Genomic DNA, 16,329 nt, shown 5'->3' with positions numbered 1-16,329 from the left:
AAGTCTGTGATCGAAATCTTTCACTGAGAAGTGGAGGCAATGACGGCGGTATGTGACAATAGGGATAACTGCCGCACATTATGAGGAACGAGCCATGGCAAACCCGGAACACCTGGAAGAACAGCGTGAAGAGACGCGTCTGATTATCGAAGAGCTGCTGGAAGATGGCAGCGATCCGGACGCACTGTACACGATTGAGCATCACCTCTCTGCAGACGATTTCGAAACCCTGGAGAAAGTGGCGGTGGAAGCGTTTAAGCTGGGCTACGAAGTGACCGAGCCCGAAGAGCTGGAAGTGGAAGAGGGTGAAGTGGTCATCTGCTGCGATATTCTGAGCGAATGCGCCCTGAACGCAGAACTGATCGATGCCCAGGTGGAACAGCTGATGACGCTGGCAGAAAAATTTGACGTCGAGTATGACGGTTGGGGCACCTACTATGAGGACCCGAACGGTGAAGAAGACGGCGAGGATGACGAAGATTTTGTCGATGAAGACGACGATGGTGTTCGTCACTAAGTCGCAGAAGATGTAGATGATACGGCGGCGCCAGCCGCCGTATAGCAAGGAACCTCCATGGATTACCCGCAGATACTCTCCCCGATTATCAACTTCCTGCACTGCCCGACGCCGCAGGCGTGGATTGACGAAGCCCGCAAGCCGGAAAACCTGCCGCTGCTGCTGACCGACCATATGGTGTGCGAACTGAAAGCGGCGCAGAACGCCATGCTGCTGGTGCGTCGCTACGTCGCGGATAAAGCCGACGCCGACGAGCTGCTGGCCTGCCTGAAGCCGTATGAAGACTTCACCTACCGCCGGGGGCCAGAGCCGGATTTTGTCGCTCTGCATAAGCGGATCAACAAAAGCGCCATGCCGCAGACCGACGACCCGTGGGGCCGTCAGTTGCTGGACAGCATGATTTTGCTGATTAAAGAGGAGCTGCATCACTTCTGGCAGGTGCGGGAGATGATGCTGGCGCGCGATATCCCCTACGTCAAAATCACCGCCAGCAACTATGCCCGCGGCATGCGACGGGAGGTGCGCTCACATGAGCCGGTGATGCTGATCGATAAGCTTATCTGCGGCGCCTATATCGAGGCCCGCTCCTGCGAGCGCTTTGCGGCGCTGGCGCCGTGGCTGGACGACGATCTGCAGAAGTTCTATCTGTCGCTGCTGCGCTCGGAAGCGCGTCACTATCAGGACTACCTGGATCTGGCGCAGAAGATTGCCGGAGAAGATATCAGCGAACGGGTCCGCCAGCTCGGCGAGGCGGAAGCGGCGCTGATCCTCCGTCCGGAGGCCGAGTTCCGCTTTCACAGCGGCGTGCCGGCGGCGGCGTAGCCCACGCTGTTCGGCTCCCGTCGCCCCGGTCGCCACTCACGCCGGCAGTCTCAGTAGCCATGGGGAGAGAGATAGCGTTGAGAGCTTCAGCTCGCCATGGTACGGGCCGTAGGTCGGGTAAGGCGTTAGCCGCCACCCGACAAAAAAACGGCACCGCGAGCACGGGTAAGGTGCTAGCGGTGCCATCCGGGACATACCCCGGCTCGCGCTACGCTTAGCCGGGCTACCGAACTGTAGCCCCGGTAAGCGTAGCGCTACCGGGGACGCCTGCGATATCGAGGCGTTACAGCATTTTCAACATCCGCACTTCGCAGTCCACGTGGCCGGTGCAGCCCAGCGGACCGTCAATATGTTCGAAGCCAAGATGCTCATATAAGCCGATCGCCTCCGTCAGGAAGGCGGTGGTTTCCAGATAGCAGCGTTTAAACCCTTGCTCGCGGGCGTAGTCCAGCGCCAGCAGCGCCAGCTTCTTCGCCAGCCCCTGGCCGCGGGCGCTGGTCATGAAATACATTTTCTGCAGCTCGCAGATATCCGGCTCGCTGCAGGCGAGCGGCGCGACGCCGCCGCCGCCAACCACTTCTCCCTCTTTCTCCACCACCCAGTAGGCCGAGCCTGGCTGGCTGTACAGCTCATACAGTTCATCGAGATTCGGGTCGGCGACCGTATAGCCTTTATCGGCGGTCAGGCCATATTCTGCGGATACCTGGCGGATGACGGCCGCTATCGCAGCGTTATCCTGTACCGCGATACGGCGTAAAGTAAAGGTCTGTGGCGCGGCAAGATTCATAGAATCACTCAATTTTAGCTTAAATAACCATATATTTCTTTAATACCATTATTCGTTTACAGGCGCAAGGTGCGCGTGAAATGTATTGCCGGGAAAATTCAAAATAATATATTCTGCTCTCTTAATGCCGATGCGCATTATTTATTATTTTTATATATGATTTAAAGTACAAGGACGACTTTTTTATGAGTATGATTTCAGGGCAATTGCAGCGTTCTGGCCATTCTTTTATTTTTCATGGTCAGGCCGGGCGCTATTTTATTATTTGTCTGGTTAATATTATTTTTTCTGTAATAACTTGTGGGTTATTTATTCCATGGGCATGGGTACGGAGTCGCCGTTATCTTTGTGAGAATATGGAGGTTAATGGCGCCCGCTTTGCCTATCACGGGCGCGGTATCACGATTTTACTCAGCTGGCTATTGATATTTGTCGTGCTGGTTTTACTCAGCTTAGCGCTTGCCATTTTCTCTCCCGGTAGCGAAGGGCTGGAGACGCTGGCATTTCTTATCCTGCTGCCGGTAATGATAATTAAGGGGTTAAGCTACCATGCGACGATGACCTCTTTCGCGAATATTCGCTTTGGGGTTCAGTGTCATCTGCTGCGCGGATGGTGGATTATGCTCGGCTTACCTTTGCTGATATACGTGCTAACAGCGGTGGTGTTCGCCATGCTGGGAAGTCGGCTCTTTTACAATGGCCTAAATAGCATGCTGCTGGGGATCGTTGTTCTGCTTTTGCTGGCGCTAGTTATTATGGCAATAACCAGCGGTGTGGTTTACAGCCACTGGCTTGATCTCATCGGCAAAGGCGCAACCTTTGGCAAAAATAAATTTAATATTTATGTGAGTACTAAGCGTTGTGTGGTGATTTTTTTATGGGCAACGGCGATTTTGTTGCCGTTTATCGTCATTTTTATTGGCTTTTTATTTTCCGCATTCGCTCAACTGCTGACGGGCTGTATGTTTGGTCTGTGCAGTGAAGGTTCGGCACTGTTTATGGCATTGCGGCATCTTGGGGCGATATTAGGGGGATATATATTCCTCACTATCGGTATCGTGTTATCCATGGCATACCTTCGTGTGGCTTTACGTAATCACGCGATGAATAACCTGGTGCTGGGGGACAGCGTTCATTTTCGTTCCACCCTGACGTTTTTCGGTCTTGCTCCGCGTTTACTGGCGTTGACGTTTCTCACGCCGCTGACGCTGGGGCTGGCCTATCCCTGGTTCAAGATTGATTTGCTACGCTATATTGCTGAAAACACGACGATGGTCGGTGAGTTCGATTCGCTCGATCTGCAGCCGGCGGCACCACCGCAGCCGACGGTATCTGACAAACTATGCGGCGGTTTTTTTCCGATGCTGCCGTTCCTGTAATGTAAAAAGGCCGGAGCAAGCTCCGGCCTTTTTTCTATCGCGAGCAATTACAGCGCGGCGATCACCGCCTGCTGCTCAATCAGCTTCGCTTTCGCTTCCGCGTAGCCTTCAAGCTTCTCGCGCTCTTTGGCGATCACCGCTTCCGGCGCGCGGGCGACAAAGCCTTCGTTAGCCAGCTTGCTTTCGATGCGGCCAATTTCGCCTTCGATTTTGGCCACTTCTTTCGCCAGACGCGCCAGCTCATCTTCTTTGTTGATGAGGCCCGCCATCGGGATCAGCAGCTCGGCGCCGTCGACGATCTTGGTCACGGAGACCGGACCTTTATCATCGGCAGGCAGCACGGTAATGCTTTCCAGACGCGCCAGATTCAGCAGGAAGCTGCGGTTGTCGTTCACGCGACGCTCGGCCTCTTTGCTGCAGCCGCGCAGCAGCAGTTCCAGCGGTTTGCCCGGGGCGATGTTCATTTCCGCACGGATGTTACGTACGGCGACGATCGCCTGCTTCAGCCATTCGGTGTCGGCCAGCGCCGCGTCATCCACCTGAGAGGCATCATACTGCGGGAACGGCTGCAGCATGATGGTGTCGGCGGTGATCCCGCAGATGACCTTCACGCGCTGCCAGATGGTCTCGGTGATGAACGGAATGATCGGATGCGCCAGGCGCAGCAGACCTTCCAGCACGGTCACCAGCGTATGGCGAGTGCCGCGCAGTTCCGCTTCGCTGCCGCCGTTCATCACCGGCTTGGTCAGTTCCAGGTACCAGTCGCAGAACTGGTTCCAGGTGAACTCGTACAGGATGCCGGCGGCGATATCGAAGCGGAAGTTATCCAGCGCTTCGCGATACGCTTTGACGGTGTGGTTGAATTCCGCGAGGATCCAGCGGTCGGCCAGAGAGAGCACCCTTTCACCGCCGTTGAAGCCGCAATCCTGATCTTCGGTGTTCATCAGCACGAAGCGGCTGGCGTTCCACAGTTTGTTACAGAAGTTACGGTAACCTTCCAGACGCTTCATATCCCAGTTGATGTCGCGGCCGGTAGAGGCCAGCGCCGCCAGGGTGAAGCGCAGGGCGTCGGTGCCGTGCGGCTCGATGCCGTTCGGGAACTGTTTCTCGGTGCGCTTACGGATTTTCTCCGCCAGCTGCGGCTGCATCATGTTGCCGGTACGTTTCTCCAGCAGCTCCGGCAGGGTGATGCCGTCAACCATATCCAGCGGGTCGATAACGTTACCCTTGGATTTGGACATCTTCTGGCCTTCGTCATCGCGGATCAGACCGGTCATGTAGACGGTCTTAAACGGCACCTGCGGTTTACCGTTTTCATCTTTGATGAAGTGCATGGTCATCATGATCATGCGGGCGATCCAGAAGAAGATGATGTCGAAGCCGGAGACCATCACGCTGGTCGGGTGGAACTGACGCAGGGCGTCGGTGTTTTCCGGCCAGCCGAGAGTGGAGAAGGTCCACAGCGCGGAGGAGAACCAGGTATCCAGCACGTCTTCGTCCTGGCGCAGCGCCACGTCGGCGCCGAGGTTATTTTCCTGGCGTACTTCGTCTTCGGTGCGGCCCACGTAAACGTTGCCGTCGTTGTCATACCATGCCGGGATGCGGTGACCCCACCACAGCTGACGGGAGATACACCAGTCCTGAATGTCGCGCATCCAGGAGAAGTACATGTTTTCGTACTGCTTCGGCACGAACTGAATGTCGCCGTTTTCAACGGCTTCCACCGCCGGCTTGGCCAGCACGTCCGCGCGCACGTACCACTGGTCGGTCAGCATCGGTTCGATAACCACGCCGCCGCGGTCGCCGTAAGGGACGGTCAGGTCGTGCGGTTTGATCTCTTCCAGCAGGCCGAGGGCGTCAACCGCCGCAACGACGGCTTTACGCGCCGCGAAGCGTTCCAGTTTCTGGAACTCCGCCGGGATATCGCTGGAGTAGACGTCGGATTCATTGCCTTTGGTATCGTACACTTCCGCGCTTTCGCGGATGTCGCCGTCAAAGGTCAGGATGTTGATCATCGGCAGCTGGTGACGACGACCCACTTCGTAGTCGTTAAAGTCGTGCGCCGGGGTGATCTTCACGCAGCCGGTGCCTTTCTCCATGTCGGCGTGTTCGTCGCCCACGATCGGGATGCGGCGGTTAACCAGCGGCAGCACCACGAATTTGCCAATCAGATCTTTGTAGCGCGGATCTTCCGGGTTAACGGCCACGCCGGTATCGCCCAGCAGGGTTTCCGGACGGGTGGTGGCGACCACCAGGTAGTCTTTACCGTCAGCGGTTTTCGCGCCATCGGCCAGCGGGTAGCGGATATGCCACATGGAGCCTTTCGATTCGCGGTTTTCCACTTCGAGGTCGGAAATGGCGGTGCGCAGTTTCGGGTCCCAGTTAACCAGGCGTTTGCCGCGGTAGATCAGGTCTTCCTTGTACAGGCGAACGAAGACTTCTTTCACGGCATTGGAAAGGCCTTCGTCCATGGTGAAGCGCTCGCGCTCCCAGTCAACGGAGTTGCCGAGACGGCGCATCTGACGGGTAATGGTGCCGCCGGATTCCGCTTTCCACTGCCAGATTTTGTCGATAAAGGCATCGCGGCCGTAGTCGTGACGGGTTTTCCCTTCTTCAGCGGCAATCTTACGCTCAACCACCATCTGGGTAGCGATACCCGCGTGGTCGGTCCCCGCCTGCCACAGGGTGTTTTTGCCCTGCATGCGCTGGTAGCGAATCATGGTATCCATGATGGTTTGCTGGAAGGCATGACCCATATGCAAACTGCCGGTGACGTTCGGCGGCGGGATCATGATGCAGAAGCTCTCCTGGCTTTCATCACCATTCGGTTTGAAATAGCCCTGCTTTTCCCAGTGCTCGTAAAGCGGCTGTTCGATATCTTGTGGGTTGTATGTCTTTTCCATTATTTCCAGGTTGCCGTGTTCAGGTTGAAACCAGCCATGCGGTACGCCTTATAGCGTTCGCGCGCCAGTTGTTTCAGATTTTCTTCGTAAGGGACAAAGTCTATCACTTCTGTGAAAGCGGTGGCAAAATCTGCAAAGTTAAGCCGCAGGCTGATCAGAATATCCCGCGGGCTGCTGTTGCGCTTTTGCGGCCAGGCAATCTCTACCGGCGCGCCGCCTCGCGGGCCTTCGCCCGCCAGATTGTGCGGCACAAAGCTCTCCGGTGGTCGCGACCACAGCGCCTCATCGAGACGAATCGCCTGCTGCTCATCTTCACAGGCGATCAGGACGCGCTTGCCGTTGCGCCAACGTTCTGCGGCAATGTCACACACCAGCTGCTCGACGGCGCTCAGGCCATCGACGGTGTCTTCGTTGTCCAGAAGATAGAACGTTGCGTTTTTCATATATGGGGCTTCTTGTTGTGGATTTAAATGTAAAGCCGGGCGGCGCTACGCTTACCCGGCTTACAAACGGCATCTTTCCGTAGGCCCGGTAAGCGTAGCGCCACCGGGCATCAGACGGCAATCACTCTTCGCCGTTAAAACCCGCGCGATTGAGCAGGAACTGCGACAGCAGCGCGACCGGACGACCGGTGGCGCCTTTGGCCTTACCGGAACGCCAGGCGGTGCCGGCGATGTCGAGGTGCGCCCAGTTGTACTTGCGGGTGAAGCGCGACAGGAAGCAGCCGGCGGTGATCGCGCCGCCAGGACGGCCGCCAATATTCGCCATATCGGCAAAGTTGGATTCCAGCTGATCCTGGAACTCGTCGGCCAGCGGCAGACGCCATGCGCGGTCGCCCGCCAGTTCAGAGGCGCCGATCAGCTCATGGGCCAGCGGGTTATGGTTCGACATCAGGCCGGTGATGTGATGGCCGAGGGCAATCACGCAGGCGCCGGTCAGCGTCGCGACATCGATAACCGCTTCCGGCTCGAAGCGCTCAACGTAGGTCAGCACGTCGCACAGCACCAGACGGCCTTCGGCGTCGGTGTTGAGCACTTCCACCGTCTGGCCGGACATGGTGGTCAGAACATCGCCCGGGCGATAAGCGCGACCGCCAGGCATGTTTTCACAGCCCGCCAGCACGCCGATCACGTTCAGCGGCAGCTGCAGCTCAGCAACCATCCGCATCACGCCGTACACCGCCGCGGCGCCGCACATGTCGTACTTCATCTCGTCCATGCCTTCGGCCGGCTTGATGGAGATACCGCCGGAATCGAAGGTCAGGCCTTTACCGACCAGCACGATAGGGCGCGCGTCTTCCGACGGGTTGCCTTTATACTCGATGACCGACATCAGCGACTCGTTCTGCGAACCGTTGCCGACGGCGAGGTAGGCGTTCATTCCCAGCTCGCGCATCTGCTGTTCGCCGATCACCCGGGTGATAACGTTTTTGCTATAGGTATCGGCCAGCTGGCGCGCCTGGGAGGCCAGATAGGCGGCGTTACAGATGTTCGGCGGCATGTTGCCGAGATCTTTCGCCGCTTTGATGCCGGCGGCGATCGCCAGCCCGTGCTGAATGGCGCGTTCGCCGCTGGTCAGCTCGCGACGGGTCGGCACGTTAAAGACCATTTTACGCAGCGGGCGACGCGGCTCGCTTTTGTTGGTCTTCAGCTGGTCGAAGCTGTACAGCGTCTCTTTGGCGGTTTCCACCGCCTGGCGAACTTTCCAGTAGTTGTTACGACCCTTGACGTGCAGCTCGGTCAGGAAGCAGACTGCCTCCATTGAACCGGTATCATTCAGGGTATTGATGGTTTTCTGGATGACCTGCTTGTACTGACGCTCATCCAGTTCGCGCTCTTTGCCGCAGCCAATCAGCAGAATGCGCTCAGACAGAATGTTCGGCACATGGTGCAGCAATAACGTCTGGCCAGGTTTGCCTTCCAGCTCGCCGCGACGCAGCAGGGCACTGATGTAGCCGTCGCTGATTTTATCGAGTTGTTCGGCGATGGGGGAGAGGCGACGTGGTTCAAAAACGCCGACCACGATACAGGCGCTCCGCTGCTTCTCCGGGCTACCGCTTTTTACACTGAACTCCATGCACTATGCTCCTGAATCTTAAAGACAACAGTGGTGGCTACGGCTATACTCGTCGCCTTTCAAGTTGCAGATGCGCCGGCTGCGCCTGCTTACCCTGACGTGGCACATTGTGCGCGCCAGGGGCCACAGCCCTGCTGCCTTCTTACAACTCGAAATCCATTGAGTATATAATTGCAAGCTTTCGTAACTCATGTCCGCTGTTGCGGTGACTTCGTGTTAATCTTAACGTTAATAAGGCCTGGGTTCGTCAGAAAAGATCCTGACATGCAGAACCGATGAGTCATTTAATCTTAGCGACGTTTTCGACGACCAAAGAGAATAAATGACGTTTAAGCCATGAAACAAGCAATTTTCCTGCACTAAAACGGGTTTTTACGGGCGTATTTATAGTGATAATCATAAGATATCTGGTTCGTGAGACGCTGAAAAGCCAGTTGGCGATCCTATTCATCCTGTTACTGATTTTCTTTTGCCAGAAATTAGTCAGGATCCTCGGCGCTGCGGTGGATGGCGATATCCCAACCAATCTGGTGCTCTCGCTGCTGGGGCTCGGCATCCCGGAGATGGCGCAGCTTATCCTGCCGTTAAGTCTGTTCCTTGGCCTGCTGATGACCCTCGGCAAGCTGTACACCGAAAGCGAAATTACGGTGATGCACGCCTGCGGCCTGAGTAAAGCCGTATTGATCAAGGCGGCGATGATCCTCGCGCTGTTCACCGGCGCGGTGGCGGCGGTCAACGTGATGTGGGCGGGGCCGTGGTCGTCGCGCCATCAGGATGAAGTGCTGGCGGAAGCCAAGGCCAACCCCGGCATGGCCGCGCTGGCCCAGGGCCAGTTCCAGCAGGCCAGCGATGGTAACGCGGTCATGTTTATCGAGAGCGTGAACGGCAACCGCTTCCATGACGTCTTCCTTGCCCAGCTGCGCCCGAAAGGCAACGCGCGCCCCTCCGTGGTGGTGGCGGATTCCGGCGAGCTGTCGCAGCAGAAAGACGGTTCGCAGGTGGTGACCCTCAATAAGGGCACCCGCTTTGAAGGCACCGCGATGCTGCGCGACTTCCGCATCACCGACTTCAATAACTATCAGGCCATTATCGGCCACCAGGCGGTGGCCGCCGATCCGGACGACACCGAACAGATGGATATGCGCACCCTGTGGCAGACCCACACCGATCGTGCGCGCGCCGAACTGCACTGGCGCTTCACGCTGGTGGCGACCGTCTTCATTATGGCGCTGATGGTGGTGCCGCTCAGCGTGGTCAACCCGCGCCAGGGCCGCGTGCTGTCGATGCTGCCGGCGATGCTGCTCTACCTGGTGTTCTTCCTGCTGCAGACCTCGATTAAGTCGAACGGCGGCAAAGGCAAAATGGACCCGGCTATCTGGATGTGGGCGATTAACCTGCTCTATTTTGCGCTGGCGGTGCTGTTAAACCTGTGGGACACGGTGCCGATGCGCCGCTTCCGCGCCCGTTTTAATAAAGGAGCGGCCTGATGCAGGCGTTTGGCGTACTTGACCGTTATATCGGTAAGACGATTTTCAACACCATCATGATGACCCTGTTCATGCTGGTGTCGCTCTCCGGCATTATCAAGTTTGTCGATCAGCTGAAAAAGTCCGGGCAGGGTAGTTACGATGCGCTGGGCGCTGGCCTCTACACCATCCTCAGCGTGCCGAAAGACATCCAGATCTTCTTCCCGATGGCCGCGCTGCTTGGCGCGCTGCTGGGGCTGGGGATGCTGGCCCAGCGCAGCGAGCTGGTGGTGATGCAGGCGTCCGGTTTCACCCGGCTGCAGGTGGCGCTGGCGGTGATGAAAACCGCGATCCCGCTGGTGCTGTTGACCATGGCGATCGGCGAGTGGGTGGCGCCGCAGGGCGAACAGATGGCGCGCAACTACCGCGCTCAGCAGATGTACGGCGGTTCGCTGCTTTCCACCCAGCAGGGGCTGTGGGCGAAAGATGGCCATAACTTTGTCTATATCGAACGGGTAAAAGGTAACGATGAGCTGGGGGGCGTCAGCATTTATGCCTTCAACCCGGAGCGTCGTTTACAGTCGGTGCGCTATGCCGCCTCGGCAAAATTCGATAGCGAGAATAAAGTGTGGCGCCTGTCGCAGGTGGATGAATCCGATCTGACCGATCCGAAGCAGGTGACCGGGTCGCAGATGGTGAGCGGCACCTGGAAAACCAACCTGACGCCGGACAAGCTCGGCGTGGTAGCCCTGGATCCGGACGCGCTGTCGATCAGCGGGCTGCACAACTATGTGAAATACCTGAAGTCCAGCGGCCAGGATCCGGGACGCTACCAGCTCAATATGTGGAGCAAAATCTTCCAGCCGCTGTCGGTGGCGGTGATGATGCTGATGGCGCTGTCGTTTATCTTTGGCCCGCTGCGTAGCGTGCCGATGGGCGTCAGGGTGGTGACCGGGATTAGCTTCGGCTTTATCTTCTACGTGCTGGATCAGATTTTCGGCCCGCTGACCCTGGTGTACGGCATACCGCCGATCATCGGCGCCCTGTTGCCAAGCGCCAGCTTCTTCCTGATAAGCCTCTGGCTGATGATGCGCAAGGCCTAGCGGACCCGGCTACGGAACGTAAGCCCCCTCAACGATGAGGGGGCTTTTTTTTAGCGCTTGCGGCCGCCCAGCAGACTGCCCAGCATGCCGCGGACGATCTGATTGGTGACCTGGCGAACCGCGCTTTTCGCCGCGGTCTGCACGATACCGTCGCGTTTGCCGCCGCGCGGGCCGGTGCTGCCGAACAGGATTTCTTTCAGGCCGCCGAGCAGCCCATCGTCATCCCCGCTCTGCTGACCCTTCGCCGGCGGAGCCGACTGCTGCTCGGTAGTGACCTGCACCCCTTGCTGCAGCATTTCGAAGGCCGACTCGCGGTCCACCTCTTCTTCATACTTGCCGTACAGCGGCGAGTGATTCAGCAGGCCATTGCGCTCATCATCGCTGACCGGCCCCATTCGCGAGCAGGGGGCGATAACCATCGCCCGCTCGACCACCGAGGGGCTGCCTTTCTCATCGAGGAAGGAGATCAGCGCCTCGCCGGTGCCCAGCTCCTGGATCGCCTGCTCGGTACTGAAGGCTGGGTTGGCGCGCATGGTCTGGGCGGCGGTTTTCACCGCTTTCTGATCCTTCGGCGTAAAGGCGCGCAGCGCGTGCTGTACGCGGTTGCCCAGCTGGCCGAGCACGGCGTCGGGTATATCCGCCGGGTTCTGCGAGACAAAATAGACGCCGACGCCCTTGGAGCGAATAAGACGGATCACCTGTTCGATTTTATCCAGCAGCACCTGCGGCGCGTCGTTGAACAGCAGATGCGCCTCATCGAAGAAGAATACCAGTTTGGGCTTGTCGAGATCGCCCGCCTCCGGCAGACGCTCGTACAGCTCGGAGAGCATCCACAGCAGGCTGGCGGCGTAGAGCTTCGGCATCTGGTAGAGCTTTTCGGCGCTGAGGATATTGATTATCCCTTTGCCGCTGGCATCGACGCGCATCCAGTCGGCAATATCCAGCATCGGCTCGCCGAAGAAGTGCCCGGCGCCCTGTTGCTCCAGGGTCAACAGTCCGCGCTGGATGGCGCCGACCGAGGCGCTGCTGATATTGCCATACTGGTTCTGGAAAGATTTGGCGTTGTCGCCGATAAACTGGGTGATGGCGCGGAGGTCTTTGAAGTCAAGCAGCAGCAGACCGCGGTCGTCCGCGATGCGGAAAATAATGTTCAGCACGCCGCTCTGCACCTCATTGAGATTGAGCAGGCGCGCCAGCAGCAGGGGGCCAAGATCGGAGACCGTCGCCCGAACCGGGTGGCCCTTCTCGCCAAAGATATCCCAGAGCACCACCGGGTTGGCGTGCGGCTCCCAGTCGCTGGCGCCGATCTTCTCCAGCCGCGCCTGCAGTTTCTCTGAGCTCTGCCCCGCGGCGGCAATGCCGGTCAGGTCGCCCTTGACGTCCGCCATAAATACCGGCACGCCAATTTCCGAGAACGACTCAGCCAGCTTTTGCAGGGTGACGGTTTTACCGGTGCCGGTCGCACCGGTGATCAGCCCATGGCGGTTGGCCATCGCGGGCAGCAAATAGAGCGCGTTATCCAGCGTGCGCGCAATCAACAGGGGTGAGCTCATGATCGATTCCTCCATTTATCCTGCGACGATTATAGGCAACCTCGTCGTCCGGCGTTGGGGAAATCGTCACGCGCCGCGCACGCTGTCGCGAGAGGCCTCAGGCGCAGTGGCGTTGGATAAGCGCAATGCTCTGCTCAATTTCGCGCTCGATATCCGCTTCGCTCCACTGCGCCAGCTCGGGAGCGAAGGGTTCAAAAGCGTATACCCCCTGATACCCGCGGGCTTCCAGCGCTTTAACCTGCTCGCAGGTGCCGAGGCGATCCTGCGGCGTCAGCATGATGCGCTCGGCATCGGTGAGCTGCTCGCGCGGACGGGTATCGTCCACCCCGGAGAGGTGCACCAGACCGATGTCCGCCACCTCCACCTGGCTGAACTCGTCCGCCGCCTGCGGGTAGAGATGGTGATGGAAGGTGTCGATCAGCAGCTTAAACGGCACGCGGGCGTCATGGATCAGCGTCTGCGCCTGGTGCGCCGATCGCAGCGAGCTTTGCGGGAAGCCCAGCGGCTCCACCAGACCGTGGATGCCGTAGAAGGCGAACAGCGGCGCCAGGTCGCGCAGGGCGCTCAGGGTATCGCTGGCCGGCACCTCGCTGCCGTCGTTGAGCGGGCAGAGCACCAGCGATTTGGCGCCGATGGCCTGGGCCTCTTTCAGCAGCGACTCGGTCAGCTGCCGCACCTCTTCGCTACGGCGGTTAAAGGGATAGACCGCGTTAATCGTCAGGATCTCGATGTGGTAACGCGCCGCCAGCTCGCGCACCTGCTGATGGCTCAGATCGTCGGTCACTTTCCCGCTGGGTAAATCGTTGCGCAGCTCGACTTTATTCAGGCCCAGACGGTTCACCAGACGGAAAAACGCTTCAATGCTGAGCGCTGGCGCGATTTTGCGGTTAATACAAAAACGTTGCATTGCGATGGCCATAGGACACTCCTGACGGAAGAGGGTTGGGTTCGTTCAATTGGCTAACAGTCAAAACGTTTATTCCAAAATAAGCAAGAATGAAAATGATGATTGTTTGAGCTGCCTCGCAAAATATTCCCGGCTGCCGCGGCGGGAGCGACCGGGACCGGAAGCCAGGTATCGCGAGGCGGCGCGGCTCGATGGGGGAAGCGCGTAAGCGATGCGTGAGCGCAAAATGCGACTGTTATCACCAAAATGAAATTTCATTTCACAACAATGTTGAAATATAAATTTCATTTTACTACGGTTATAGCACAGCAGAATCAGCGACGGGCCGGCGTGCGCTGGCCCTCTTCACTATGAGGCGAGAACATGACGATCACAGGAAACTTTATTGGCGGGAAAACCGTTATCAGCAGCAGCAACGAAACGATGCCGGTGTACGATCCGGCGACGGGCAAAGCGGTGCGCGAAGTCACGGTATCGACCGCGCAGGAAGTCTCTGAGGCGATTCAGGTTGCTCGCGATGCGTTTGACAGCTGGTCTCGCACCACGCCGCTGCGCCGCGCCCGCGTGCTGTTCAACTTTAAAATGTTGCTGGAACAGCACGTGGAAGAGCTGGCGGGGATCATCGTCAGCGAGCACGGCAAAGTGTGGTCGGATGCGCTGGGCGAGCTGACCCGTGGCATGGAAGTGGTCGAATTCGCCTGCGGGATCCCGCACCTGATTAAAGGCGAATACTCCTCTGACGTCGGCACCGGCGTCGACAGCTACTCGTTGATGCAGCCGCTGGGCGTGGTGGCCGGGATCACCCCGTTCAACTTCCCGGCGATGGTGCCGATGTGGATGTTCCCGCTGGCGCTGGCCTGCGGCAACAGCTTCGTCCTCAAGCCGCCGGCGCTGGCGCCGACGGCCGCCGTGCGTCTGGCAGAGCTGCTGAAAGAGGCCGGTCTGCCGGACGGCGTGTTTAACGTCGTGCACTGCAGCAATGAAGATGCCGAGCAGCTGTACACTGACCCGCGCATTGCGGCGGTGAGCTTCGTCGGCTCCTCCGGCGTGGCGGAGTATATCTATAAGACCGCCAGCGCCCACGGCAAGCGCGTGCAGGCCTTCGGCGCCGCCAAAAACCACGCGATAGTGATGCCGGATGCCGATCTCGACGCCACCGTTAACGCCATTATGGGCGGCGCCTTCGGTTCCGCAGGCGAGCGCTGCATGGCGCTGCCGGTGGTGGTGGCGGTGGGAGATGAAACCGCCGACAAACTGATCGCTCGCCTGAAGCCGCTGGTGGAAGCGCTGAAAGTGGGCCCGGGCTGCATGCGCGGCCAGGAAGAGAACGAGATGGGGCCGGTGGTGTCTGATACTCACCAGAAAAAAGTGCTCGGCTATATTGATAAAGGCGAAAGCGAAGGGGCAAAACTGGTGGTCGATGGCCGCAAACTGCGCGTGCCGGGTTACGACGCGGGCTATTATGTCGGCGGCACCCTGTTCGATCACGTCACCCCGGAGATGACCATCTGGCGCGAAGAGATCTTTGGCCCGGTGCTGGGGATTGTGCGCGCGGCGGACTATGACAGCGCCCTCGAACTGGTTAACAGCCACGAGTTTGGCAACGGCAGCGCCGTCTTCACCAGCAACGGCCACACCGCGCGTGAATTCGTCCACGACGTGCAGGCGGGGATGGTCGGGGTGAACGTGCCGGTCCCGGTGCCGATGGCGTTCCACAGCTTCGGCGGCTGGAAGCGCTCAGTGTTTGGCGCGCTGAACGTCCACGGGCCGGACGGCGTGCGCTTCTACACGCGTATGAAGACCACCACCGTACGCTGGCCGGCAGGGCAGCAGACCGTATCTGAATTCAGCATGCCGACGTTAGGTTAATCGGCGAAGGAGAGCGCCATGTCGTTACTGGCTAAATCGCGAAAAGAGGGACAGATCCAGCACATTACGCCGCAAAGCGCCGGTTGGCGCTATATCGGCTTCGATGTCTGGATGTTGAAAAAAGGGCAGACTGTGACGCTGGAGAGCGGCGATCGCGAGCTGTGCCTGGTGCTGGTCGCTGGCCTGGCGTCGGTGAAAACGCAGCAGGCCGATTTCCCGAATCTCGGTAAACGGATGTCGCCGTTTGAACGTACCCCGCCGTGGTCGGTATACGTGCCGCCGCAGGATCGGGTCGAGGTGACCGCCGATTCCGATCTGGAGCTGGCGGTGTGCAGCGCGCCGGGCAAAGGCAGCTTCCCGGCACGCCTGATTCGGCCGGAAGACGTCGGCGTGGAGCACCGCGGGAAAGGGCGCAACCAGCGCCGGGTGCATAATATTCTGCCGGACAGCGCCGAGGCGGATTGCCTGCTGGTAGTCGAGGTCTACACCGACGAAGGGGCCACCAGCTCGTGGCCGTCGCATAAGCACGATACCGCCCAGCCGGGCAAAGAGACGCAGCTGGAAGAGACCTACTATCACCGCTTCGATCCGCCGCAGGGCTTTGCCTTCCAGCGGGTCTACACCGACGACCGCAGCCTGGACGCCTGCATGGCGCCCTATAACCACGATGTGGTGATGGTGCCGCGCGGTTACCATCCGGTGGCGGCAATTGCCGGTTACGACAGCTACTATCTGAACGTCATGGCCGGACCGGATCGGAAATGGCTGTTCACCTGGGAAGAGGACCACGCCTGGATCAACACCCCGGAATATCCGCGCCACGACTAACGTGACGCGCAGACGCCGATAAAAAAGGAGAGGTGGGGGGTGCAACCAGCCCTCCCTTCTTTTTTGCGGGGGGGGGGTGAGGCTTTCCCTAGCCTACCTTCGGCTTTCCCCCCAGACCG

Annotated in this window: 13 protein-coding genes; 7 read left to right on the top strand and 6 right to left on the bottom strand. The window is 58.8% G+C overall.

Translation table 11 applies throughout. The features are described 5' to 3' along the window. The first annotated feature begins 94 nt into the window (after positions 1-94). Together rraB and miaE are read left to right on the top strand one after the other, a co-directional pair. A complete protein-coding gene (rraB, locus tag K5R89_RS17200; protein WP_023291768.1) occupies positions 95-517 on the top strand; it encodes a ribonuclease E inhibitor RraB in 423 nt (140 codons plus the stop codon). 57 nt (positions 518-574) lie between these two features. Beyond that, positions 575-1,339 (top strand): tRNA isopentenyl-2-thiomethyl-A-37 hydroxylase MiaE, encoded by a 765-nt coding sequence (miaE, locus tag K5R89_RS17195; protein ID WP_023291769.1) that lies wholly within the window; start codon positions 575-577, stop codon positions 1,337-1,339. Between the two features lie 283 nt (positions 1,340-1,622). Here the strand turns inward: miaE and K5R89_RS17190 are convergent, their stop codons facing one another. Continuing rightward, on the bottom strand, positions 1,623-2,126 hold the full coding sequence (locus tag K5R89_RS17190) for a GNAT family N-acetyltransferase (RefSeq protein ID WP_023291770.1): 504 nt from the start codon (positions 2,124-2,126) through the stop codon (positions 1,623-1,625). Positions 2,127-2,311: 185 nt separating this feature from the next. Here K5R89_RS17190 and K5R89_RS17185 point away from each other — a divergent pair, with 185 nt between their 5' ends. Then, positions 2,312-3,505 carry a YjgN family protein gene (locus tag K5R89_RS17185; protein WP_217259431.1) on the top strand — a complete coding sequence of 398 codons (1,194 nt, stop codon included), beginning with the start codon at positions 2,312-2,314 and terminating at the stop codon, positions 3,503-3,505. A 47-nt stretch (positions 3,506-3,552) separates the two neighbouring features. On the opposite strand, the gene K5R89_RS17180 is transcribed toward K5R89_RS17185, so the two are convergent. The 3 genes from K5R89_RS17180 to pepA all read right to left on the bottom strand — a co-directional run bounded on the left by K5R89_RS17180 (position 3,553) and on the right by pepA (position 8,484). Continuing rightward, complete coding sequence (locus K5R89_RS17180; RefSeq protein ID WP_101976688.1) at positions 3,553-6,408, bottom strand: valine--tRNA ligase; 2,856 nt, start codon at positions 6,406-6,408, stop codon at positions 3,553-3,555. Beyond that, positions 6,408-6,851 (bottom strand): DNA polymerase III subunit chi, encoded by a 444-nt coding sequence (gene holC / locus K5R89_RS17175; RefSeq protein ID WP_004206530.1) that lies wholly within the window; start codon positions 6,849-6,851, stop codon positions 6,408-6,410. Before holC ends, K5R89_RS17180 begins: the two co-directional genes overlap by 1 nt. 121 nt (positions 6,852-6,972) lie before the next feature. Beyond that, on the bottom strand, positions 6,973-8,484 hold the full coding sequence (pepA, locus tag K5R89_RS17170; protein WP_004206531.1) for a leucyl aminopeptidase: 1,512 nt from the start codon (positions 8,482-8,484) through the stop codon (positions 6,973-6,975). Positions 8,485-8,873: 389 nt separating this feature from the next. On the opposite strand from pepA, the gene lptF reads away from it, so the two are divergent. Both lptF and lptG read left to right on the top strand, forming a co-directional pair. Further along, the gene (gene lptF, locus K5R89_RS17165) at positions 8,874-9,971 is read left to right on the top strand and encodes an LPS export ABC transporter permease LptF (RefSeq protein ID WP_023291773.1); all 1,098 of its coding nucleotides are present in this window, start codon (positions 8,874-8,876) and stop codon (positions 9,969-9,971) included. Further along, positions 9,971-11,053 (top strand): LPS export ABC transporter permease LptG, encoded by a 1,083-nt coding sequence (lptG, locus tag K5R89_RS17160; RefSeq protein WP_002886956.1) that lies wholly within the window; start codon positions 9,971-9,973, stop codon positions 11,051-11,053. Before lptF ends, lptG begins: the two co-directional genes overlap by 1 nt. A gap of 50 nt (positions 11,054-11,103) precedes the next feature. On the opposite strand, the gene K5R89_RS17155 is transcribed toward lptG, so the two are convergent. After that, positions 11,104-12,606, bottom strand: a complete 1,503-nt coding sequence (locus K5R89_RS17155) for a helicase HerA-like C-terminal domain-containing protein (protein ID WP_044525211.1) — start codon at positions 12,604-12,606, stop codon at positions 11,104-11,106. A gap of 97 nt (positions 12,607-12,703) precedes the next feature. Continuing rightward, complete coding sequence (locus K5R89_RS17150) at positions 12,704-13,525, bottom strand: TIM barrel protein (RefSeq protein ID WP_044525212.1); 822 nt, start codon at positions 13,523-13,525, stop codon at positions 12,704-12,706. 351 nt (positions 13,526-13,876) lie between these two features. Here K5R89_RS17150 and K5R89_RS17145 point away from each other — a divergent pair, with 351 nt between their 5' ends. Next, positions 13,877-15,382 (top strand): CoA-acylating methylmalonate-semialdehyde dehydrogenase, encoded by a 1,506-nt coding sequence (locus K5R89_RS17145; RefSeq protein WP_217259432.1) that lies wholly within the window; start codon positions 13,877-13,879, stop codon positions 15,380-15,382. 18 nt (positions 15,383-15,400) lie between these two features. Then, positions 15,401-16,210, top strand: a complete 810-nt coding sequence (iolB, locus tag K5R89_RS17140; protein WP_023291777.1) for a 5-deoxy-glucuronate isomerase — start codon at positions 15,401-15,403, stop codon at positions 16,208-16,210. The last annotated feature ends 119 nt before the right edge of the window (positions 16,211-16,329 follow it).

The sequence above is a fragment of the Klebsiella sp. TF21-TM genome, assembly GCF_019753495.1.
In the GTDB taxonomy this organism is placed as follows: Bacteria; Pseudomonadota; Gammaproteobacteria; order Enterobacterales; family Enterobacteriaceae; genus Klebsiella; species Klebsiella quasipneumoniae.
The sequence above is the reverse complement of the archived record's forward strand: the minus strand, read 5'-3'. Positions and strand labels throughout refer to the sequence as shown.